Origin of the sequence: Haloarcula laminariae, from assembly GCF_025457605.1 — an archaeon.
GTDB lineage: Archaea > Halobacteriota > Halobacteria > Halobacteriales > Haloarculaceae > Haloarcula > Haloarcula laminariae.
This window is the reverse complement of record NZ_JAMZFY010000001.1, coordinates 842,624-863,659: the sequence shown is the minus strand read 5'-3', so window position 1 is coordinate 863,659 and position 21,036 is coordinate 842,624. Positions and strand designations below refer to the sequence as shown.

The 21,036-nt window shown below is 66.6% G+C and carries 23 protein-coding genes; 13 read left to right on the top strand and 10 right to left on the bottom strand.

Annotation, left to right across the window (positions count from 1 at the left end; translation table 11 throughout):
* The first annotated feature begins 170 nt into the window (after positions 1 to 170).
* Positions 171 to 1,850: a sensor histidine kinase gene (locus NJQ98_RS04495; RefSeq protein ID WP_262176143.1), complete on the top strand. Its 1,680-nt coding sequence runs from the start codon at positions 171 to 173 to the stop codon at positions 1,848 to 1,850.
* A gap of 50 nt (positions 1,851 to 1,900) precedes the next feature.
* Positions 1,901 to 2,584 (top strand): endonuclease III, encoded by a 684-nt coding sequence (gene nth / locus NJQ98_RS04490; protein WP_262176140.1) that lies wholly within the window; start codon positions 1,901 to 1,903, stop codon positions 2,582 to 2,584.
* A gap of 4 nt (positions 2,585 to 2,588) precedes the next feature.
* Here nth and NJQ98_RS04485 read toward each other — a convergent pair whose 3' ends face one another.
* The gene (locus NJQ98_RS04485; RefSeq protein ID WP_262176137.1) at positions 2,589 to 3,071 is read right to left on the bottom strand and encodes a DUF7321 family protein; all 483 of its coding nucleotides are present in this window, start codon (positions 3,069 to 3,071) and stop codon (positions 2,589 to 2,591) included.
* Positions 3,072 to 3,280: 209 nt separating this feature from the next.
* Here NJQ98_RS04485 and NJQ98_RS04480 point away from each other — a divergent pair, with 209 nt between their 5' ends.
* The 9 genes from NJQ98_RS04480 (at position 3,281) to NJQ98_RS04440 (ending at position 8,886) form a co-directional block, all read left to right on the top strand.
* Complete coding sequence (locus NJQ98_RS04480; protein ID WP_262176134.1) at positions 3,281 to 3,487, top strand: hypothetical protein; 207 nt, start codon at positions 3,281 to 3,283, stop codon at positions 3,485 to 3,487.
* A 61-nt stretch (positions 3,488 to 3,548) separates the two neighbouring features.
* Entirely contained in the window at positions 3,549 to 4,352 is an 804-nt protein-coding gene (locus NJQ98_RS04475; protein ID WP_262176133.1) for a DUF7319 domain-containing protein, read from the top strand.
* 152 nt (positions 4,353 to 4,504) lie between these two features.
* A complete protein-coding gene (locus NJQ98_RS04470; protein ID WP_262176132.1) occupies positions 4,505 to 5,173 on the top strand; it encodes a halocyanin domain-containing protein in 669 nt (222 codons plus the stop codon).
* A complete protein-coding gene (locus NJQ98_RS04465; RefSeq protein WP_262176130.1) occupies positions 5,173 to 5,592 on the top strand; it encodes a DUF7318 family protein in 420 nt (139 codons plus the stop codon). Before NJQ98_RS04470 ends, NJQ98_RS04465 begins: the two co-directional genes overlap by 1 nt.
* Position 5,593: 1 nt before the next feature.
* A complete protein-coding gene (locus NJQ98_RS04460; RefSeq protein WP_262176128.1) occupies positions 5,594 to 6,457 on the top strand; it encodes a Rieske 2Fe-2S domain-containing protein in 864 nt (287 codons plus the stop codon).
* 6 nt (positions 6,458 to 6,463) lie between these two features.
* Entirely contained in the window at positions 6,464 to 7,267 is an 804-nt protein-coding gene (locus NJQ98_RS04455) for a cytochrome b (protein ID WP_262176125.1), read from the top strand.
* 4 nt (positions 7,268 to 7,271) lie between these two features.
* Positions 7,272 to 8,042, top strand: a complete 771-nt coding sequence (locus NJQ98_RS04450) for a cytochrome b family protein (protein ID WP_262176124.1) — start codon at positions 7,272 to 7,274, stop codon at positions 8,040 to 8,042.
* Positions 8,043 to 8,282: 240 nt separating this feature from the next.
* Positions 8,283 to 8,621 carry a DUF7315 family membrane protein gene (locus NJQ98_RS04445; protein ID WP_262176123.1) on the top strand — a complete coding sequence of 113 codons (339 nt, stop codon included), beginning with the start codon at positions 8,283 to 8,285 and terminating at the stop codon, positions 8,619 to 8,621.
* Positions 8,614 to 8,886, top strand: a complete 273-nt coding sequence (locus NJQ98_RS04440) for a DUF7314 family protein (protein ID WP_262176120.1) — start codon at positions 8,614 to 8,616, stop codon at positions 8,884 to 8,886. The genes NJQ98_RS04445 and NJQ98_RS04440 overlap by 8 nt, the downstream gene beginning before the upstream one ends.
* Before the next feature lie 258 nt (positions 8,887 to 9,144).
* On the opposite strand, the gene NJQ98_RS04435 is transcribed toward NJQ98_RS04440, so the two are convergent.
* The 3 genes from NJQ98_RS04435 to NJQ98_RS04425 all read right to left on the bottom strand — a co-directional run bounded on the left by NJQ98_RS04435 (position 9,145) and on the right by NJQ98_RS04425 (position 11,803).
* Positions 9,145 to 9,606 carry a DUF7313 family protein gene (locus NJQ98_RS04435; RefSeq protein WP_262176119.1) on the bottom strand — a complete coding sequence of 154 codons (462 nt, stop codon included), beginning with the start codon at positions 9,604 to 9,606 and terminating at the stop codon, positions 9,145 to 9,147.
* 49 nt (positions 9,607 to 9,655) lie between these two features.
* A complete protein-coding gene (locus NJQ98_RS04430) occupies positions 9,656 to 10,375 on the bottom strand; it encodes a diacylglycerol kinase catalytic domain-containing protein (protein WP_262176116.1) in 720 nt (239 codons plus the stop codon).
* A gap of 192 nt (positions 10,376 to 10,567) precedes the next feature.
* Entirely contained in the window at positions 10,568 to 11,803 is a 1,236-nt protein-coding gene (locus NJQ98_RS04425; protein ID WP_262176115.1) for a digeranylgeranylglycerophospholipid reductase, read from the bottom strand.
* A 115-nt stretch (positions 11,804 to 11,918) separates the two neighbouring features.
* On the opposite strand from NJQ98_RS04425, the gene NJQ98_RS04420 reads away from it, so the two are divergent.
* Entirely contained in the window at positions 11,919 to 13,082 is a 1,164-nt protein-coding gene (locus NJQ98_RS04420; RefSeq protein WP_262176113.1) for a hypothetical protein, read from the top strand.
* A gap of 33 nt (positions 13,083 to 13,115) precedes the next feature.
* Here NJQ98_RS04420 and NJQ98_RS04415 read toward each other — a convergent pair whose 3' ends face one another.
* From NJQ98_RS04415 to NJQ98_RS04390, 6 genes are all read right to left on the bottom strand, one after another.
* Positions 13,116 to 14,150: a DUF4352 domain-containing protein gene (locus NJQ98_RS04415; RefSeq protein WP_262176110.1), complete on the bottom strand. Its 1,035-nt coding sequence runs from the start codon at positions 14,148 to 14,150 to the stop codon at positions 13,116 to 13,118.
* 81 nt (positions 14,151 to 14,231) lie between these two features.
* Positions 14,232 to 15,578 (bottom strand): metallophosphoesterase, encoded by a 1,347-nt coding sequence (locus NJQ98_RS04410; protein ID WP_262176108.1) that lies wholly within the window; start codon positions 15,576 to 15,578, stop codon positions 14,232 to 14,234.
* Between the two features lie 108 nt (positions 15,579 to 15,686).
* Entirely contained in the window at positions 15,687 to 17,057 is a 1,371-nt protein-coding gene (locus tag NJQ98_RS04405; RefSeq protein WP_262176106.1) for a cryptochrome/photolyase family protein, read from the bottom strand.
* Between the two features lie 149 nt (positions 17,058 to 17,206).
* Positions 17,207 to 17,356: a hypothetical protein gene (locus NJQ98_RS04400; RefSeq protein ID WP_262176104.1), complete on the bottom strand. Its 150-nt coding sequence runs from the start codon at positions 17,354 to 17,356 to the stop codon at positions 17,207 to 17,209.
* A gap of 277 nt (positions 17,357 to 17,633) precedes the next feature.
* A complete protein-coding gene (locus tag NJQ98_RS04395) occupies positions 17,634 to 18,497 on the bottom strand; it encodes a 2-oxoacid:ferredoxin oxidoreductase subunit beta (RefSeq protein ID WP_262176101.1) in 864 nt (287 codons plus the stop codon).
* Positions 18,494 to 20,266 carry a 2-oxoacid:acceptor oxidoreductase subunit alpha gene (locus NJQ98_RS04390; RefSeq protein ID WP_262176099.1) on the bottom strand — a complete coding sequence of 591 codons (1,773 nt, stop codon included), beginning with the start codon at positions 20,264 to 20,266 and terminating at the stop codon, positions 18,494 to 18,496. The genes NJQ98_RS04395 and NJQ98_RS04390 overlap by 4 nt, the downstream gene beginning before the upstream one ends.
* Before the next feature lie 119 nt (positions 20,267 to 20,385).
* On the opposite strand from NJQ98_RS04390, the gene NJQ98_RS04385 reads away from it, so the two are divergent.
* Positions 20,386 to 21,021, top strand: coding sequence for an FAD-dependent oxidoreductase (locus NJQ98_RS04385; protein WP_262176097.1), 636 nt, complete (start codon positions 20,386 to 20,388; stop codon positions 21,019 to 21,021).
* The last annotated feature ends 15 nt before the right edge of the window (positions 21,022 to 21,036 follow it).

Genomic DNA, 21,036 nt, shown 5'->3' with positions numbered 1-21,036 from the left:
CCCGGCGCGTCGTGTTGGAGTAGTATTTTATCTCTCGGTGAGGATATTGAAGGTGCGAAGATGCTACGAGTAGCTGTGTCGCCGGGTCGGCTCGGGGTCGAGCCAGGGACCGGCCCGCGACTGGGAGCCGCGGGCGTGACTGTCACGGCCGCGGCCCCGCGCGGGGCCGGATGAGACCCGACCTGTTCGGCGTCGGGGTTATCGCCGCCTCCTTAGTCGCCGGCGTCGGCGCGGTGTACCTGCTCCAGTATCTCTACGGCTACCGCGACAAGCCGGGCGCGGCGTGGTTCATGGGGAACATCGCCAACGTGGCGGTGTTCTGTGTCACCTACGGCCTCTCGCTGCTCGTCTTCGACCCCGCGCTCCGGGTCGCCTTCGAGACGCTGTCGTTCATCAGTATGTGTTTCATGGGGCCGTTCTTTCTGGCCTTCGGCCTCGATTACACCGGCCGCGCGGACCTCATCCGGAGCCCGCTGTTTGCGGTCGTGATGTTCGTGCCGCTCCTGACTGTCGGGCTGACCGTGACGAACGCCACACACGGGCTGGTGTGGAGCCAGTTCCGCCTCGACCCGGTCTTCGGCCTGGCCACGGTCGAGTACGCCATCCGGCCCTGGGGCGTGTTCGCCATCCTGTTCTGTGTCGGGACCGCCGCCGTCGGGTCGCTGTTGCTCGTCGGCGCGATCATCAGCTACGGGCCGCTGTATCGCCGGGAGGTGACCGCGGTCATCCTGAGCACGGCCCCGCCCACCGTCGGGGTGTTGCTGTGGCTGTTCGAACTGGGACCTGCGCCACAGTTGCATCTCACGGCGCCGCTGATGGTCGTCCACGTCTCGCTCGACCTCTACGCCTTCGTCGGGACACACATGTTCGATACGAACCCGGCCACACAGCGGGTCGCCGAGCAGACCGGGCTGGACTCGTTGACCGAGCCGGTCGTGGTCATCGACACGCAGGACGAGGTCGTCAAGCTGAACGACAGCGCCGAGGAGCTGTTCGGCGAGACGGCCGCCCTCCCGGTGCCGCTGGAGCGGCTGACCGGCGTCACGCTGTCGACGCTCAAAGAGACCGGCGAGGTGGACATCGAGGGGGCACACGGCGGAACGTTCGCCGTCTCCTACACCCCGCTCTCGGACCCGACTGGCGGCCGGGTCGGCGGGATGGTCGTCCTGTACGACCTCCAGGAGGAGCGGCGTCGCAAGCAGCAGCTGTCGGTGCTCAACCGCGTGCTCAGACACAACCTCCGCAACGAGATGACGGTCATCCAGGGGTTCGCCTCGTCCCTGGAAGATAGCGTCGGGGACCCGGAGCTGCAGAGACAGGCCGGGACAATCGTCCGCGCCGGCGACCGGTTGCTCTCTATCGGCGAGAAGGTCCGCGAGTTCGACCGCCTGCAGGAGCAGGTGTTACACGCCCGCCCGGTCGCGCTTGACGAGGTGGTCGCGGCGGTCCGCGAGGAATTCCTGATGCAGTATCCGGACGCGACGATAACGACCGACATCGAGGTCGCGGACCCGACGGTCCACGCCCAGCCCGAGGTGCTGGAGCTGGCGCTGTCGAACCTGACCGAGAACGCCCTGAAACACGCGTCGGCGGACGGGCCCAGGGTGGGGATAACCATCGGGTCACCGCCGGGGGACGACTCGGTGGTCCGGCTCGAAGTCCGGGACGACAACGAGCGGATTCCCGACAGCGAGACCGCGGTGTTGCGCGAGGGGGACGAGACCCCACTCCAGCACGGACAGGGTATCGGTCTGTGGGTCGTGAACTGGTGTCTCACCGCGGTCAACGGTGACATCGAGTACCGCTACGACGACGGGAACGCGTTCACGCTGGTCCTGCCACGGGAGTGAGTCGGCGGCGAGAGCGACACCCCAAAGTCGCCCGGCACACAGGAAGCGGTATGGGAACACCGCTTTCGAGTCACGAGGCACAGGCCGAGGAAGTCGTCGACCGGCTCCACGAGGCGTATCCGGACTCGACCATCTCGCTGAACTACGCGAACCGGCTGGAGCTGCTCGTCGCCGTCGTCCTCTCGGCCCAGTGTACCGACGAGCGCGTCAACGAGGTCACGCAGGCGCTCTTCGAGAAGTACGAGTCCCCGGAGGACTACGCCGAAGCGAGCGAGGAGCAGCTCGCGGAGGACATCTACGGAATCACCTTCCACAACAACAAGGGCGGCTACCTGAAAGGCATTGGCGAGAAAATCGTCGCGGAACACGACGGCGAGGTGCCCGACACCATGACCGACCTGACCGACCTGCCGGGCGTCGGCCGCAAGACTGCTAACGTCGTCCTCCAGCACGGCCACGACATCGTCGAGGGCATCGTCGTCGACACCCACGTCCAGCGAATCTCCCGGCGGCTCGGCCTGACCGAGGAAGAACGGCCCGAGGCCATCGAGCAGGACCTGCTCGACATCGTCCCCGAGAGCGAGTGGCAACAGTTCACGCATCTGCTCATCGACCACGGGCGGGCGGTGTGTGGCGCCCGCTCGGCCGAGTGCGGTGAGTGCGTGCTGGCCGACATCTGTCCCTCCGAGAAGGGCGACAGCGATATCGACCTCGCGTCGGGCGAGGCGTGGTGAGCGCTCAGACGGCGTAGCGGAGGACGAACCGGACCGTGCCGACGATATAGGCGAGTATCCAGAAGATGACGTAGCCGAAGACGCCGATTCGGAGCCGGGAGCGCCAGTGGTCCATCTGCTCGCCCCCGATCTCGTCCATGAGCAGGTCCTGGTCGTAGTCGTTGTAGAGGTCGTGGCGGCGCTTCGCTCGGAAGATGCGGACGATGCCAGTCCCGCCGAACAGCAGCAGGGCGTACGCCTGCAGGCCGAGGTAGGCGTGGACGGCCGAGAGCCCGCCGAGCTGGTTGGGCAGCCGGGGAGCCATCCAGAGCAACATCGGGACCGTCGTCAGCACCAGCCCGGTCCCGACGAACTTCAGGTGGTGGACGAGCACGCCCCACGTGACCGGCTCGGTCTCGATGATGTAGTACGCGCCGTACAGGAAACACGGGAAGCTGAGGGTCACCGACACGAACACGACGGATGCGATAAGCGCGTCCGACACCATGCTCGGCGTTAGGACAGGGGCCGGTAAAACGTGCCGGAACGACGGCCTGCCGCCGGACCCGCCGCGTCGTGCCATCGGTCACGCACGGTTCAGTTGCTGGCCAGTCGCGTCCACTTCCCCATCTTTATTTACTACATCTACACCATATCGGCCAAAAAATCGTTCAGATATAGACTTATGTCGATAGAACCGGTACGTATGGCCAGACAATGATTGGTTCGGCGAACCGTCGTGATGCTGGCGCGGGCGGCATGAGCTCCCCGGCGAAACGAAGCGAATACTACTACGGTGAGCGCGCGACCTGCGAAATCTGTGAGGTCGAACAGCAGTGCTTCGACCGCTTCGGGATGGTGACCTGTCGGGCGTGTCAGGCCGAGTACCTGCCCTCCGGCGGCGGCGTCCTCTACTTCGGATAGGCGCGTCGCCGGGGAGCCACAATCGTCACGCTAACGGGCACGCCCCACGTAGGTCGACGCGATGAGCGATTCCTCGGACGAGCAGGTGCGAGCGGGACAGGACGATGGAAGTCCCACGGAAACCGATTCCGAGGACGTCGAGGCGCTCCGTGAGCAGGTCGAAGAGAAGTACGACTTCGACGACTTCGGCCCGGCCGACATGGCGGAGATGACCGCCGAGGAGTGGGACGCCGCCTTCGACGAGGACTCCTGGATAACCGGCGGGGAACTGCTGTCACGCGTCGAACGCGACCTCCGGAGCCGGGTGGCCAACCGGGACGTGTTCGCCCGCATCGAGCGAAGCGAGAACCCCCCGCGCGTGCTGGCCTACTCCGACGAGGGGTACGCTATCGTCTACCCCGACGGCTCGGTCGAGGGCGAAGGGACCGTCCTCCGGGACGTGAAACCGACCGTCGCGCTGTGCTCGATGGAGAGCTACGAGGTGCCGGAGACGGTGCCGGAGAACCCGCTGCCGGAGCCCGAGGCGGTCCCACAGGGCGGGGGCGAGCTCGGCAACCGCATGTTACAGGTCATCGCCGGCGTACAGCTACTCGCCGGCCTGGCGATGCTCGCGGGGGCGGTGTTCGCGCTGCTCGGGGCGTTCGGGCTGGGCGGCCCGGGGACGAACATCGAGTTCCTGGTCGTGGGCGGGCTCGCCTTCATCGGCGTCTCGCTTGTGCTGTTTTTCACCGTCGCCAACGCGCGCCTCTCCGATAAGTTCCGGGCCGAGGAGTACCGCGACCGGCTGCGCGCCATCGGCCTGGAGGACGGCGAGCGCCCCGACTTCGTCCCCGAACTCACGGACGAGGACGGACGGGGGGAGTGAGGCCGACCAAGGCGGCCACAGCAGACCCGAGCGGCGACGCCGCGAGTGAAGCGACGGGGAGCGCGAAGTCGCCGACGAAGTCGGTGCGTAACGGTCCCTGCGGGCGGTATCCGGTGGGTTTATACAAACACAGTCCTGAAATCCGGATGAACATGAACAGGCGGGAATTCGTCCAGACGGCGGGGGGTGCCACGGCCGGTGCGGCGGCCCTCGGCGCTGCCGGCCCGGCCGCAGCCCAGGAGGAGGGCACCGAGTCCGGCGGCGGCGGCGACACAGCCCCGGACTTCGGCGGCTACCTCGACGACGTCGGGAACTTCTCCGGCCCCGGTAGCACCGTCGACGCGACGGGCCAGGACACGGTAACGGTCGAAGTCGGTGTACAGGCCAACGGCGGCGCCTACGGCTTCGGCCCGCCGGCCGTCCACGTCGACAACGGCGCGACCGTAGAGTGGGACTGGACCGGCGACGGGAGTCACAACGTGGTTTCGAACGGCGACGGCCCGCTCGATTCGGGCGAGGCCGTCTCCAGTTCCGGCGTCAACTACGAACACACGTTCGAAGAGGACGGCATCTACAACTACGTCTGTGTCCCCCACGAAGGGCTCCAGATGAAGGGCAGCATCGTCGTCGGGGAGGACTACCCGACACAGTCGCTCGGCGGCGGCGGCCCCGTTGAGGTCGACCCCCACGAAGCCGGCGTCCCCATCCAGCCCCACTACGTCGGCTTCGGGGCGGGGCTTGCTGTCATCATCCCGCTCATCTTCACCTTCTTCCAGCTGAAGTACGGTGAGTCGCCCCACACCAGCGGAGGGAACAACTGATGGCGTCGGAAGGCTCCACCTACGGCGATATCCACCGCTACGAGCCCCCGCGTGAGAGCACGGCCGCGGCGGTCGGCATCGTCCTCCTGACCGTCATCCAGGTCGGCCTCGTCGGCCTCTTCACCTACGGTATGATAGCCGGCTGGGCGTCCGGTATCGGAGCGACGCTGACTGTCAGCCTCATCGAGGCCAACATGTTCCTCGGTGGCGTCCTGACGGCCATCTTCATCGACCTGGCCTTCATCATGCTGCTGTACCGCAAGGAGTTCCTCCCCGACGTGATGATCGTCAAGAAGCGCCGGCGCAAGTGGGAGGACCTCTACATCCGGCAGGACGACGTCGACGGGGCCAGTATGGCCGACAAGGACCAACTCGTTGAGACTGTCAAACGCGCTGTCTACCCCTACTACAAGAAATAACATGCCACTAGACGAAGACAAGTATCCGGCTGAGACCGGAAGACGACGATTCGTATCGGGTGTCGTCGGTAGCGCGGCGCTTTCGGCGGTCGGCGTCGGCGGCGCCGCGGCGGCCGACTCGCTGACCAGTTCCTCCGGCGAAGGTGGCGGGACGACCACTTTCGTCGCCGTCGAGAACACGGACGGTCCCGCACCGCGCGGGATGCCCATCATCCCCATCGAGATAGACGGCGGGGAACTGAAGGGACACTGGCCGGAGTACGACGAAGAGGCCGGCGTCGCTATCGACAGGGACTACGGCGGAAGCGGCATCGACTACTCCTCAGCCTGGTTCCAGTACTGCGGTGTCCAGACGTCGCCCGGGATTTACCCCCAGGCCGAAGCCGAAAACGCTTTGCTCAACACTCAAGGGGACTTCGAATGGCAGGGAGAATACGAGAAGGGCGCCACGCTGACCGTCGACATGTTCGACGATTACCAGGAGTGGGGCAACGGCATCGGCAACGCCGGAATCGGCAAGCCCGCCAGCGCCAACTGGCGCTCGACGGACGAGGGCGGCGTCTCGGCCCAGATAATCCGCTCCGTCGAGGTCGAGAAGATGGCCAACGGCGAAGGGAAGTACAGTAGCCTCTCCAGTAGCATCCAGGACTTCATCTCGGAAGCCACCGACCAGGGCTTTATCGCCTGGCTCAACAAGTGTACGCACTTCTGCTGTGTCCCCGGCTTCAAGACCCAGGAGGGGAGCGCGAACTTCGGTGCCGAGAACGCCATCTACTGTCAGTGTCACCAGTCGGTGTACGACCCGTTCAGCCCCGTCCAGAAACAGTTCGTGGCGCTGCCGCGCCCGCCACAGACCGAGGGATAACCAACCATGAGCTTAGAACGCAAAGACGACCACGACCACAAAGGGTGGATGAAATCCCGCGAGCTGTCACCGCTGGAAACCGTCTACCTGACGGCACTCATCTGGCTCGACAAGCGCCTGCGCGTCGTTGACTACCTGGAGATACTCGAAGATCTCTACTACAAGGTCAACATGCAGATGCCGAAGAGCCACACCGAGCAGTACAACCTCGACAACAAGTTCTGGTACTGGTATCCGCTGTACGCGCTCGGTTCGTTCTCGACCGTCGCGTACATCGTCGCCGCCATCTCGGGCGCCCTGCTCGGGTTCTACTACGCCCCCGCCGCGGCGGCCGCCGACGGGTCGGCGACGGTGGCGTACGACTCGGTGATGCTCATCATGGGCCAGCTCAACCTGGGGTACTTCCTGCGTTCGGTCCACCGCTGGGCCGCCCAGATCATGGTCGCCGCCGTGTTCCTCCACATGCTCCGCGTCTACTTCACGGGCGCGTACAAGGAACCGCGCGAGCTCAACTGGCTCATCGGCATCATCCTCATCTCGCTGACGCTGGTCTTCGGGTACACCGGCTACCTGCTCCCGTGGAGCCAGCTCTCCTACTGGGCGGGCCAGATCGGCGTCGAGATGTCACTCTCGATCCCGCTCATCGGCGAGTGGGTCGCACAGCTGATGTTCGGCGGGTTCACCCTCTCACAGTCCACGCTGCAACGGATGTACATCCTGCACGTGTTCTTCCTGCCGTTCATCACGACCGCCGTCATCGCCCTCCACATCGGCATCGTCTGGATGCAGGGCATCGCGGAACCACACTAAGACAATGAGCGACAACGACTCAGACACCGACGACGTTCGCACGGACGGCTCGGGCTCGGGTATCGTCGCCCCGGACGACGAGACCCCCTCGTGGTCCGAGCGCAAGCAGCGCACGCAGGGCCTGTCCCGGCTCACCTACGAGTACTTCGAACGCGGCCGCCGCGAGGACCAGGACCTGCGCCAGCAGTCCGACTACGTGGAACGGGACGTGCTGGCGTTCCCGGCCTGGCCCCACGAGATGATGCGCAACCTCGCCCTGACGAGCTTCTTCGTCGGGATGATACTGTTCGTGGCGGCGGCGCTCCCGCCGGAGATGCCAAACCCCGCGAACTCCCAGGTCACGCCCGCCATCATCCTGCCCGACTGGTATCTCTACTGGTCCTTTGGCCTGCTGAAACTCGGCCCGCTGAACCCCGACCTGTCGATTCTCGGCGGCCAGAAGATCATGGCCGACCGAACCTACGGTGTGCTTGCAAACGTCGTGGTCGTCGGCTTCGTCGCCATCGTCCCCTTCCTCAACAAGGGGTCGGCGCGACGCCCCGTCGAGCAGCCGTTCTGGGCCGCCGTCGGCATGTCCGGCGTCGTCTTCAGCCTGACCATCGCCGCCCTGTCGATCAAGAACCTCGTCCCGATGGATTCGCACCTCCTCTTCGACCTGACGTTCCTGGTGCCCATCATCAGCGCGACGATCACCTACGCGGTGCTGAAGACCATGCGTGAGGGGTACATGTTCACGCTCAACCGCCGGTACTACCGGCTGCGGCCGCCGAAATAACGAACTCGTTTTCGCCGTTTTCCTGGGTCGCTGTGAACGCTGAGTCGAGACTGTCCATACGTAGAAACCCATAGCAGTTCCTGCTGTCATCCCGGCAAACAGCCAGAAGGCCACGACCCGTTCGATTCCCAGGGACTTTCTGGCTGCCCGCCGCCACGGTACCACCGTCGCTGTGAAAACAGACGGCGATTCCCACCCCGTCTCGCCGCAGTGAAGTAGCTGCCGCACCTAGGGACGCCAATGAGCGAGGACGAGTCGAGCGCCGAGGACCCGCCCCAGATAACCAGCAGCGGCGAGGGCAAACAGCGGGAAGTCGTGGTGCCGCTTCGCCTCTACAAGACTGTGACGGTGTTCTCGACGCTGTTTGCGATACTGAGCGTCGTCGGCGGGTTCATACTCGTCGACGTGGCGACCGAGAGAGCGTCGGCCCCGGCCTCGGAGATAGACGTCCCAATCGCCGTTCTGGGCATCGGGCTCATCCTCGCTGGGACCGTGGTCTATGCGTTTTCGACGCGCTTTCGCACCGAAGAGATGGGAAAGTCTAAAGACGACGCTGACGAACCCTCTAGTAATGGCTGACGAGTTCATGAAAGGGTTCGCCGCCCTCATGGTTGGCGGCCTGGGCTGGATGACCATCGCGGGCTGGTACCGGACGCCGAGCTTCGAAGGGGCACAGCTCATCGGTGAGCTACCGCCGGCGGAGTCCCTGACGGTGTTCGACTCCGCAGCGCTGCTGTTGATGGACGCGTTCTTCTGGTTTGCCGTCTTCGGCGCGCTGACGTTCTGGGTCCTCATCCCCCTGGCCAGCGAACTGCGCGAGTACCTCGACGAGCGCTCGGCCTGAACGCCGACAGGTCGTCTTTTGGAGTAGCGAGACGGGAGCCGAGTCGCAACTGAACGCCGGCCGACCGCAGGCCGTGGTGAATACAGCGAGCGGGCAGTAGCGGGAGGACCGGGACAGGATGGGTGACGGTCCGCTTCACAGAGTAGTTGAACCGATACGTGTGCGCCGAGTCACGACTGATGGTTTCCGAAACCGCCGGGCACAGGTGGCGCCGCGAAACGCGAGAAGGAAGCGACGGACTGCGAGAAGCGGCCGCCGTCAGATGACCGCGGACCAGGGGTCCTTGATGAGCCAGAACAGCGCCTGGTAGCTGGCGTACATCGCGAGGACCAGAACGGCGACGATGGCGCCCTTGGGCCGTTCGAGCGGGATGTCGCGTCGCGCTTCGACCTTGCGGGACTCGAACTCGAAGAAGTCAGTGATGACTGCCCCGAGGACGAGCACCGACATGACCATCCCGCCGTGGTGGGCGATGGTCATGTAGAGGAACGACGTGAGAATCAACAGGACGTTGCTCGCGATGTGTGCCGGATGGCGGGTGATTTCCTCCGCACCGCCCTCCTCGTACTGGGACTCGTGGCGTCGGTGGGCAAGCAGTCGCGTCCCGAAGTTAGCGAGGACGAGCGCCAACAGGACGTACTCGATGACGAGCACGCCGCCGGGTCCCTCGCTCCCGAGGACGGTGTCCAGCGGCCCGAAGAGGATGACGTCTGGCTGCATACCTGACTCTGTGTACGACGGCCATTAGTGTCTTTCCAATTTCCGGAGGTCAGCGGAACCGGGAACGGCTTTCCCCGAGGACAGCGACCCGCAGCGACTGCCCCCGGCGCAAGCGGACCGACTCCCCTCGTGACACGGTCGTCGTCTCGGTGCCGTCGACATACAGCGCGACGGTCGCCTCGTCGCGCTTTATCGATACCGAGAGCCCATCGAGCGAGACCACCCAGTGGTCCGGGTTCGTCTGGAACGGGGCGATGGGCGCGACCACGCCGGCCGACTCGGCCGGCGCAACCACCGGCCCGCCGACGCGGCGCGCGTAGCCCGTCGAACCCGCCGGCGTCGCCAGGGTCACCCCGTCGGCGCGGAACTGTCCCACCACGTCGCTCGCCGTCTCGACGGCGTACTCCGAGATGCGGGCGGCCTCCATGGTGACGGCCGTCACGTCGAAGACCGCGGTTCCGGCGTCGACGCCGGCCGCCGACACGTCGAAAATCGGGTGGCGCTCCGCGTCTGCCCCGTCCAGCCCCGCGACGGCGGCCGGGACGGCCTCGCGGGCCACGGAGCGGACGCCCCGGCCGGCGTCGACCGGAAGCACCAGCGGGTCGGTGTCGGCGACCGCGACGGCCCGCAGCGCCGGCCGGCCGACGGCGACGACCCGCTCCGTCGTCGGGACGCTGTCGGCGGTGCCCGGTTCCACGGCGACGCCCGCCTCGCGGAGCCGGTCGGCCACCGTCGTGTCGCCGACCACGCCCACGGGGCTGTCACTCATTGGCTCAGGGTCCCCGCCGGTCGGAGAAAAAGTTGCCGCACTCGGGCCGGCGCCGACAGCGACGATACCAGTGGGCCGACCGGACATCAAAGTGGCAGAGCGGATATCCCACTCGCCGTTTACCGTGGCGACGGGACCGCGCTGTCGCTGCGATGGTTCGTTTCAACCGCAACCTTCCGACACACTCTCCGGCTAGCGGGACAGCCGCCGTTTGGCGTACTTCGCCAGCAGCGAGAGGTCCGAGATGTGAGCGAGCTCGGCGATGGCGCGGCGGTCACCGCGGTTTATCTGTTCGAGCGTGTTGCTGTCGGTCCGCCGGAGGTCGTCCATCAGTTCGTCGTATCGCTCGTTGGGGGCGAGATACAGTAGCTCGGTCATCATCAGCCGGGCGTTGTGTTTCGGAGCCACGTCGCGGTGCCAGAGCTGGTCGTACACGGAGAGGGTGTCGGCGTCCGTCTGTGGCTCGTCGGGGGTCAGCGCCGCGTCGACGGTGGCGGCGGCGGCGCGGGCCGACTTCATCCCCTTGTGGATGCCCTCGCCCCACAGCGGGTCGATGGTGGGGACGGTGTCGCCGATGGCCATGAAGCTGTCCGTGCTCATCGACTTTGGCGGCTGGATGTGGGCCGACCCCCGGTGGGCCTGGGTCCCCTCTATCCGCTCGGCGTCGTCGAAGCGGGGGTCCGTATCGAGCCAGTACTCCAGATAGTCGTCGATACCCATCCCCTCCTTGGCGTACTTGTGGTGGGAGCCGTTCTGGATGTAACAGAGGCCGACCTTCGCCGTGTCCTCGCCGGTGTGGAATATCCAGGAGTAGCCGCCCGGGGCGAGGTCGTGGTCCAGGCGGAGCATCATCGCGTCCCGGAGGTCGGCGTAGTCGTCGTGGTTCACCGCGACGTTCTCGAACTCGTACTCGATGCCGATGGCCTGGTGTTCCCGTTCCAGGTTACAGACGTCGAGTTTCTTCGCCAGCGGCGCGGCGGGGCCGGTGGCGTCGATGACGATGTCGGCGTACACCTCCTTGTCGCCGTCGTACCGCACCCCGGCAATCTCGCCGTCCTCCATGATGGGGGCCGACACGCGGGAGTCGAAGCGGTAGGTCGCGCCCTTCTCGCGGCTGTCCTCGACGAGGAAGCGCTTGAACTCGGCGAACTCCAGGACGGCGCCGGTCTGGGTGCGGGTGTAGTGGTCGTTCGGGGATTCGAGGACGACCTCGTCGGTGTACTGCATCACGACCTCGTCGGGGATGGCGAAGGCGGTCATCGCCGACGGGAAGGTACCGGCCGTCGATTTGTTGCTCTGACGGGGGAACTCGTCTTCGGGCTCGGTTTCGAGGACCAGCACGTCGTAGTTCCGCTCGGCCAGGTCGCGGGCACACTGGCCGCCGGCGGGACCAGCCCCGGCGATTACCACGTCAAAGCGGTCACGCATTACTCATGGGTTTGCCGTGTACGTAATCAGTCTTGCTTTATCGGCTCCCGGCTCCGCCTCTCGAAAGGGTAAAGAAGCCGCCAGTCACAGCAGTGTCCATACCGGGACACGACAGATGGTTCTCAAAACAGGCGCGGCCGCGCTCGCGGGGAGGCGGCGGCTGCCGACGGCGCTCCGCTCGGTGCTTGGCTACTACGCCGACACGGGCGTGTTCGACTACGGCAGCCTCTCGCTGAAATCCGAGATAGACGACCGGACCGAGCGGATGCTCGACGACGTCTACGACCGTATCGAGGCCGCCCTGGCCGAGGAGTTCGGCCGCCCCGTCGACTTCAGCTACGACACGAAGCTCATCCTGCCCGCGCGACTGACGCTGGGGTACGTCTACCGGGCGGCCCGGCAGGACGCCGACACCGACCCCGTCGGCGACGACATCGCCGCCGGCGTTCCGCCGGTCGAGGACACGGCACTCGACGGCGACGCTCCGACGCTCACGCCGCGCGAGCGGGTCGTCCGCGCCGAGCAGATGACCCGCCTCTCCATCGAGGCCCTGGTCGACGGCGACATGCGCGACGCCATCAACGACGCCGAGTTCGAGGACTTCGAGGTCGATTTCGACGCGAGCGAAGCCGACCGCCGCCGGGTCGCCGAAGTCGCACAGGCGACCTTGCAGTCCCATCTGGACGGGCTGCTCGCCGACCTGCCCGACCGAGTCGGCGAGGCCTACCAGTGGGCCGTCGACTACAGCGAGGCCCACCAGGACCGCGACGACTACTTCCGCGGGCTGATGGCGGACGCGGAGGCCGGCGACGGGGACGCCGTCGACGCCATCCGCGAGGGGTACAAGTTCGCCGACTACGACGAGCCCCCGGCCGCCCTGTCGGCCGAAGAACAGGGCCTGCCCTACAGCAAGACCCAGTACGCCCGCGTCGGCGTCATCTACGACGGGATGCTCGACCTCTACCGGCTGGCGGGGCTGGACATCGACGACGACTTCGCGAAGGCCATCGTGCTGGCCATCATCGGCGCGCAGGTGTGGCTGGACGACGTGGACGACTACGCCGACGACCGCGCCGAGGGGCAGCTAACCCCCGTGACGGCGGAGTACCTCCTCCGGCCGGACGACCGGGCGGCCTACACCCACGTCGTCGACATCACCGAGCGGTATCTCGACCTGGCAAAGGAGTACGCCACGGCCGCGGACTCGCCGCTGACCGGCGTCGCCGTGGAGTACATCTACCGCTCGGGCGAGCCCGACGTGTTGCCCGGCCACCGCTGAGAACTGCGGCCGTCGAGAGCGGCCCCGCCCCCCTCACCGGAGCCGGTAGAACGTCCGCCCGCCGACCCAGATGCTGTCGAGGTCCACGACCAGATACAGGGGTTCGAGGCCCGCCTCGACTTCGAACCCGAGCGCCGTGTGGACACTGCTTTCCGGGTCGACAGTGACGGACGCGGCCACGTCCTCGAAGGCCAGTATCGCGTCCGTGGAGAGGTCGTAGGTCCGGCCCGCCGTGTCTTTCAGGTCGGCCTGAACCGGTGTGTTGACGAACAGCTCGTCGTCGGCCGTGTTCTCGACGGTGATATCGACGACGACGAACTCGTGTCCCGGTCGCGGCGTGACAGCCCCGTCGCCCGTCGAGGTGCGGACCGCGTCCGCGGTGAAGCGCGTGTCCCGGTACTCGGTGGTGTCGCCCAGGTCGTGTACCGGAACCGCGAAGTCGTGGGTGAGTGTCCGGCCCTCGCCGTCCGATTCGAGGTCTATCGTGGCCCGCCCGAGGTCGCCGGGTCCGGCCGTGGGGGCGACGTCGACTGAGAACCCCGTCGCGTCCGCTGGGACCCTGTCGAACGTGACGAACCCGCGGGCGGCCTCCCCCGGGGCGAGCGCGCCGGCGTCTAGCCGGGGTTCGGGCCCGGCCACCGTCGGGTGGTACTCGGTGCCGTCGGCGTCTCGGAGCGTGAAGCCCCCGCGGGACGAGACGCCGACGTACTCGCTCCCGTGAGTGTTCTTGACGCCCATCTCGACGACGACGTGTCCGTCGCCGTTCAACACCTCCAGGCTCTCGAAGTCCGCCGAGCGACCGACACTGTAGGCGACTACGGCCAGTCGGTCGTCTTCGACGACGTCGCCAAGCGCTGGGCCGTCGGTACCACCCGTCGACCGAGTCCCAGTCGGCGCCGTCGCGGCGTCCGTGGCAGCGGGCGTTTCCGACGCGGGGGAACTGCCACTCTCCGAGGCACAGCCGGCGAGCGGGGCGCCGCCGGCGAGTGCGAGGAGCGCCGCCAGATACCGGCGGCGGCTCCCGCCGAACGTGTGAGTGTCGTCGGTACAGCGGGACCGGTCGGTCATCGGGCCGAATACAGTCAGTGGGTCGATAAAATTATCGGACACCTCCCCCGTTTCGCCGACTGCCGTTCCGCTGACCCGGAGCTACTGTAGCTGTCCCGGCTCGGTGGCCGCCGGCTCGTCGCCCGGTTCGTCCGCGACGACCCTGCGGTCGGGCAGTTCGGTGTCGGGCCTCCGCCCCAGCGTGAGCAGCCGTTCGGTGAGAGTCAGCTCCTCGGGGCTCGGGCTCGGTTTCTGGATGGGCTCGTACTCGACGGCCAGGCCCTCGGCCTCCGCGGCGATTCGGACGGCACAGAGCTGGTAGGAGGGGTAGAACACCGGCGGGAGGACGCCGATGACGCCGTCGCGGCGGTGGAGCCGCTTGAGCCACGTCCCGGTGTTGACCAGCAGGCCGCCGTCGACTTCCTGCATCGTCGGGCGGTGGGTGTGGCCGTAGCAGTAGACGGACGTTCGCGGCTCGTCGTCGAATATCTCCTCGGCGGCGTCCGCGTAGGGCGCTTCGGCGTCGACGGTCAGGTCGGTCTCAAAGACCCCAAAGCGGTTTATCGTCTGTCTGATGTCCCGTCTGAGCAGGTAGAGCGGAATGCCTACCAGCAACAGGAGCCCGGTGACGGCGACGTTGACCGCGAGCAGGAACCAGACCGCGGTGCCCGCGGCCCCGAACTGCCCGAGGAATGCGGTGGTCGCGTCGACCGGCGTCGTCCAGACGCCCAGCAGGTCGAGCCCAGCGACCACGGCGAGGACGGCGCTGACGTTGAACAGCAACAGGAACGGCACCAGCGCGTACCGAAGCACCGGGTTCATCTCCCGGTAGAAGTACTTCGAGAACAGCCACACCGGCATCCGCTCGGTAGGCGTCACCGCCTGGACGTCCTTGAGCCAGTTGTACCGGCCGCGGTCCGAGAGCTGGCCCGCACGGCTCGTGACGAGCGTGTTGTAGTAGTAGCCAAGCGGCGTCGCGTTAGGGTCGCCCCAGGCCTCGATGCGGTTGTTGGGGTCCTGTTGGTGACCGTGTTCGAAGTGGACCGCGTGGTCACCGACCGCCCGCCGCAGCGACTCGGCCTGGACCAGGTCGACGTTGTACGCCGCGAACCGCTCGACGTACTCCTCGTAGGCCGCCAGTTCGTGGTCGTGGTTGCCCGGCAACAGCGTGATGTCGACGTTCTCCCCGGTCGCCCGGAGCTGTTCGAACAGCTCCGGGTAGGTGTCGACGAGGGCGTCGAACTTCCGGAGTCCCTCGACCTGCGTGAACTCCCACAGCCCGAACGCGTCGCCGTTGATGACGAGTTCGGCGTCCTCGTCCGTGGCTTCGAGCCGGGAGAGGAATTCGAGTAACTCGTCGAGAAACGCCACTTCCTCCAGCTGCTCGTCGCCGCCGATGTGGAGGTCGCTGATGACATAGCAGACTCGGTCGTCGCTCGCCTCACCCATTGCAGTGGAGTGGTCGGTCAACGGTTATGGTCTTTGGGGGAGCGTACCGGCGGCGCTCCCCTCTCGTCTGTCGGTTCAGGCGGCCCCTTCGAGTTCGCCGTTGGCCGGTTAGCGCTTGCCAAGCGCCGTCTCGAACACCCGCTGGGCGCGCTCGTAGGCCTCGTCCCGGTGGACGATAGGGTCTGCGTACTCCGGCGCGAGCCGCTCGCGTTCTGCCGGCGGCAGGGTCGGCCAGTCGACGATTGTCGCCGGGTCCAGACCCCGGAGCTCGGGGACGTACTCGGTGACGTAGTCCGCGCCGTCGTCGTATTTGCTCATCTGGGCCACCGGGTCGAAGATACGCACATCGACCGAGTCGGTGCCGGTGGAGGCGGTCCACTGCCAGTTCGCGGCGTTGTTCGCCGGGTCGTGGTCGAGCAGCTGCGCCTCGAAGTAGGCCAGCCCCTCGCGCCAGTCGACCAGCAGGTGTTTCGTCAGGAAGGAGGCGACGTTCTGGCGCGGGCGGTTGTGGACGTACCCCTCCTCGTTCAGCTGCCGCATCCCGGCGTCGACGAGCGGGTAGCCCGTCTCGCCGCGTTTCCAGGCCGCGAGCTTCTCGGGGTCGTTCTCCCAGGCGATGGCTGTCGGGAACGATTTGTAGTTCTCGGCGGGCAGCGACGGGTGGTGGGCGAGTAGATTGTAGTTCTGCTCGCGCCAGGAGAGCTCGTAGCGGTACTTCTCGACGTTGCGCCGCGTGTCGCCGTCGACGGCCTCGTAGCGCTCGGTGGCGTCGGCCCACAGCTCACGAACTCCTATCATCCCCGCCGCGAGGTACGGTGAGAGACGCGACACCGCGCCGACGGGACGGGCCACGGCCGCCCGCATGTCGTCGCGCGTGTCGCTGTACGAGTCGATACCGTCGGCGAGAAACCGCTCCCAGCGGTCGCGTGCGGCCTCGTAGCCCGAAGGCGGCAGTTCGATGTCGGCATCCGACTCGGGGACGGTCTGACCGGCCGAGATATCGGCCAGCGAACCGGCATCGGGTTCCGGAGCCGGACTGGGCTTCTCGCGGGCCTGCCAGTCCTCGTGAAAGCGGCTGTGGTTCTCGTAGCGCGAGTCGAGGGCGGCCGGGTCGACGAGCGTGAGGTCGGTGACGGCGGTGGTCGGAATCGCGTTTTCGACGGCCCGCTGGCGCTTCCGACGGACGGGCCGGTAGTGCTCGTTGTAGTAGACCCGGTCGGCGTCGTGTTCGTCGGCCACGGCGGAGAGGACCATCGCCGGGTCGCCGACACGGACGAGCAGGTCGCTGCCCCGCTCGCGGTACTGCGCTCGCAGTTCCCGGACGCCCGCCAGCCAGAAGGCCCACTGGCGGTCGCCGACGACACGGCGGAGCTCGGGGTCGACGACGAACACCGGGACGACGGTGTCCTCGGCCGCCGCGGCCGCGAGCCCGCGGTTGTCGCGCAGACGGAGGTCCCGCTGGTGCCAGAAGACGTGCATAGCACAGGTAGCGGGCCCCGGCATAAGGGCTCGCCCCCAACCCAGTTGTGTACGCCGGTCGAACCCGACAAGCCGCGCCTGCGGACGCCGGCCATAGTTTTAGATGACAGCGAAGGGACTCATTGAATATGAAAAGAGATGACGGTCCGTCACGACGTCGCTTCCTGCTCGGTACCGGTGTAGCTATCGGAACGGCTGGCCTCGCTGGTTGTGGCAATCCCGGTGGCGGAGAAGACGAAGAGGACGGCGGCGGGGGCGAGGAAGGAGACGGGGGCGGCGAAGCGGAAGAAGAGGAGCAACTGCAGCCACCGGAGTCCCAGTAAACACGGCCGGGCGCGGCCTTTGTGCCGTGCGTCGGGGAAGGTAGGCTGTCGAGCGTGAGCATCCGGCGGCGAAGCCGCCGGTTCACGCGATTCGCGGCCGTGGCCGCGAATCGCGCCTTTTTCATGAACGTTCGGTAGAGCGAAGCTCTACCGCAGCCCATCAGAAATCTTCGATTTCTGAGGACGTTTTTCGAGGAGCCTTCCCGCAGGCCGCCTTCGGCGGCCGAGGAAAGGCGACGATGAAAAAGGTTCTTTAGTAGAACTCTCTCACGAGGTCCATCGCGCCCTCGGGCGCGCCGTCGGGAATCTCAGCCATGGAGCCCTCGACGCCTTCGCGCTCCTCGAAGGGCACCGAGTCCTCGTCCTGGTAGAGGACACCCATGTACTCCTTGTCGCCCTCCAGAATCTTCTCTTTGGCCTGCTCGCGGTCGTGTCGGTCGTGGTCCGTCTCCCCCAGGTCCTCGATGGTGTCCCGGAAGTAGTCGTAGGTGTCGACGTCGTTGAACGTGACACACGGGCTGTAGACGTTGACGAAGCCGAAGCCGTCGTGTTCGATGGCCTCCTGGACGAGTTCGGCGTGTCGCTGGGAGTTCGAGGAAAAGGACTGCGCGATAAACGTCGCGCCGGCGGCCAGGGCCAGCGCCTTGGGGTTGACCGGGGGCTGGTTCGGCCCGTCGGGGCTCGTCGAGGTCTCGAAGTCCTCCCGCGAGGTCGGCGAGGCCTGGCCCTTGGTGAGCCCGTAGATGCGGTTGTCCATGACGACGTAGCTCATGTCGACGTTGCGCCGCACCGCGTGGATGAAGTGGCCCGCGCCGATGGAGTAGCCGTCACCGTCGCCCCCCGAGACCATCACTTCGAGGTCGGGGTTGGCCATCTTGACGCCGATGCCGACCGGCAGCGCGCGGCCGTGGACACCGTGCAGCGCGTAGCTGTGCATGTACGTCCCGATTTTGCCCGAGCAGCCGATACCCGCGACGATGAAGGTGTTGTCGGGGTCGTTGCCGGTCTCGGCCAGCGCTTTCATCATGCCGTTCATCGTCCCGAAGTCGCCGCAGCCGGGACACCACGTCGGTTGCTTGTCGGACTTGAAGTCCGTGAATCGGATGTCAGAGCTCATTCTGCTTCCACCTCCGCTGTCGTCGACCCCTCAAGGGTCGCTTTCACTTCTTCGGCCAGTTCGTCGGCGTCGAAGCGGACGCCGGTGTACTTGTTGATGCGTTCGACCCGTTCGAGGACGTCGTGTTCGATGACGTCGGCGAACTGGCCGGTGGCGTTACACTCCACGACGATGGTCGTCTCGGCCGCCTCGACTTCCTCGGACAGGTCCGGCCGCGGGAAGATGTAGGGGACCGAGATGAACCGCACGTCGATGCCCTCCGCGGCGAGCAGCTCCATGCCCTCGCGCATCGCGCCCTCGTTCGACCCCCACGAGATGACGAGCGTGTCGGCCTCGGGGTCGCCGAACTCTCGGTAGTCGAACTCCTCCTCCTCTTTGGCGGTCTCGACCTTGCGGTTTCGCTTGTCGACCTGCTCGACGCGGACCTCGGTGTCCTCTGTCCGGCGGCCGAGTTCGTCGTGTTCGAGCCCGGTCGTCATGTGTGCGCCGTCGGTCGTGCCCGGGAACGCGCGCGGGGAGATGCCGTCGGCGGCGGCGAAGTGGGCCTGGAAGCGCCCCTTCTCGTCGAGCCACGCGTCGATGTCGTTCTCGTCGACAACCTTGCCGCGGTCGACCTCTACCTCGTCCATGTCGAAGGTGTCGGGCGAGAACGTCTGCTCGGTGACGGCCATCGCGAGGTCCGAGACGAGGAAGACCGGCGTCTGGTACTTCTCGGCGAGGTTGAACGCCTCGACGGTCTTCCAGAAACACTCCGAAATCGTCGTCGGCGCGAGGACGAAGCGCGGAATCTCGCCGTGACCGCCGTACAGCGTCATGTTGAGGTCGCCCTGTTCCTGTTTCGTCGGCATCCCCGTCGAGGGGCCGCTCCGCATCACGTCACAGATGACCAGCGGCGTCTCGCTGGTCGCGACCAGGCCGAACGTCTCGGTCATCAGGTCGATGCCCGGGCCCGACGTGGCGGTCATCGAGCGCGCGCCGGCCCGCGCCGCGCCCAGAGCCATGTTAATCGCCGACAGCTCGTCTTCGGCCTGGACGACCTTGCCGCCGAACTGGTCGATGCGGCCTGTCAGGTACTCCATCACGTCTGTGGCCGGTGTGATGGGATAGCCGGCGTAGAACCGGCAGCCGGCGGCGATGGCGCCCATGCCGATGGCCTCGTCGCCGTTGAGCAGGACGTAGTCCTCGTCGGTGGTCTCGACGTCGTAGCCGAAGTCGTAGTCGAACTCCTCGCGGACGTACTCCTGGCCCTTGCGGGCGGCCTTTTTGTTGTTCTCGACGATGGCCTCGCCCTTGTCGCCGAAGCGTTTCTGGAGGCTCTCGTCCAGGTTCTCGATGGGGAAGTTCGTCACCTCACACGCCGCGCCCAGGGCGACGACGTTGAGCATGATGGCCCCGCCGGCCTCCTCGGCCAGCCGCTTGAGCGGGACCTCCAGAGCGGTCGCGCCGTGGGGGACCTCGACGTCCTGCATCGTCGAGCGCTCGCCGTCGTAGATGACCACGCTGTCCTCGTGGAGCTCCTCCTCGTTCTCGTGGACCGTCCGTTCGGTCAACGCGATGAGGATGTCCAGCCGGTCGACGACGCTCTCGACGCGGTCGACCGACGTCCGGATTTTGGAGGCGGTGTAGCCGCCACGGATCCGTGAGGCGAAGTCCTTGGAAGTGAAGACGTGTCGACCGGCCCGGGAAAGCGCCTGTGCAAATATCTTCCCGGTCGAGTCGATTCCATCGCCGGCTTCCCCGCCGATGGCCCAGTTGAGGTCGTCTGGCATACTGCCAACTGATAGCCTGTGGCGGGTAAAAAGGCTTCTGTGTGCGGGTGCACGCGTGTGTTGTCCTGCGGCCACCAACGACCGAAATTCCCTTGTCTCCGTACCGCTACGTCGCCGATATGGACGAACGTTCACTCACAGTCGCCGCCGTCCGCGACGTTGGCCCCGACGCCATCGCTATCGACGTCGAGACCCCCGACGATTTCTCGGCCCAGCCCGGCCAGTTCGTCAAGCTCACACTCTCGGTCGACGGCGAGGACGAATCGCGCTTCTACACTATCTCCTCGCCCGACGTCGACGGCGAGTTCGAGATGACGGTCGGTATCGACCCCGACGGCGACGTCGCGCCCCACCTGGCCGCGCTCGAAGCCGGCGATTCGCTCCGCATCGCGGGCCCGTTCGGCTCGGACTACTACGAGGGGGAGTCGCGGGCGGTCCTGCTGTCCGGCGGCCCCGGCATCGGCCCGGCCATCGGTATCGCGGAGCGCGCGCTCGCGGACGGCAACGACGCCGCCCTCGTCTACCGGGACGACGCGCCGATTCACGAGGGCCGCCTGGACGCGCTGCGGGAGCGGGGCGTGCTGGTCCATCTGCTCGACGGCGACGCCGACCTGACCGACGCGGTGGCCGAGGCGACCGGCGAGGGCGGCCAGGTGTTCATCTACGGCTTCGCCGACTTCCTCGACGACGCGACCGCGGCGCTGGAAGCGGCGGGCGTCGACGCCGATGACGCGAAAGTCGAGAACTTCGGCTAGGCGCTATCGTCTCGG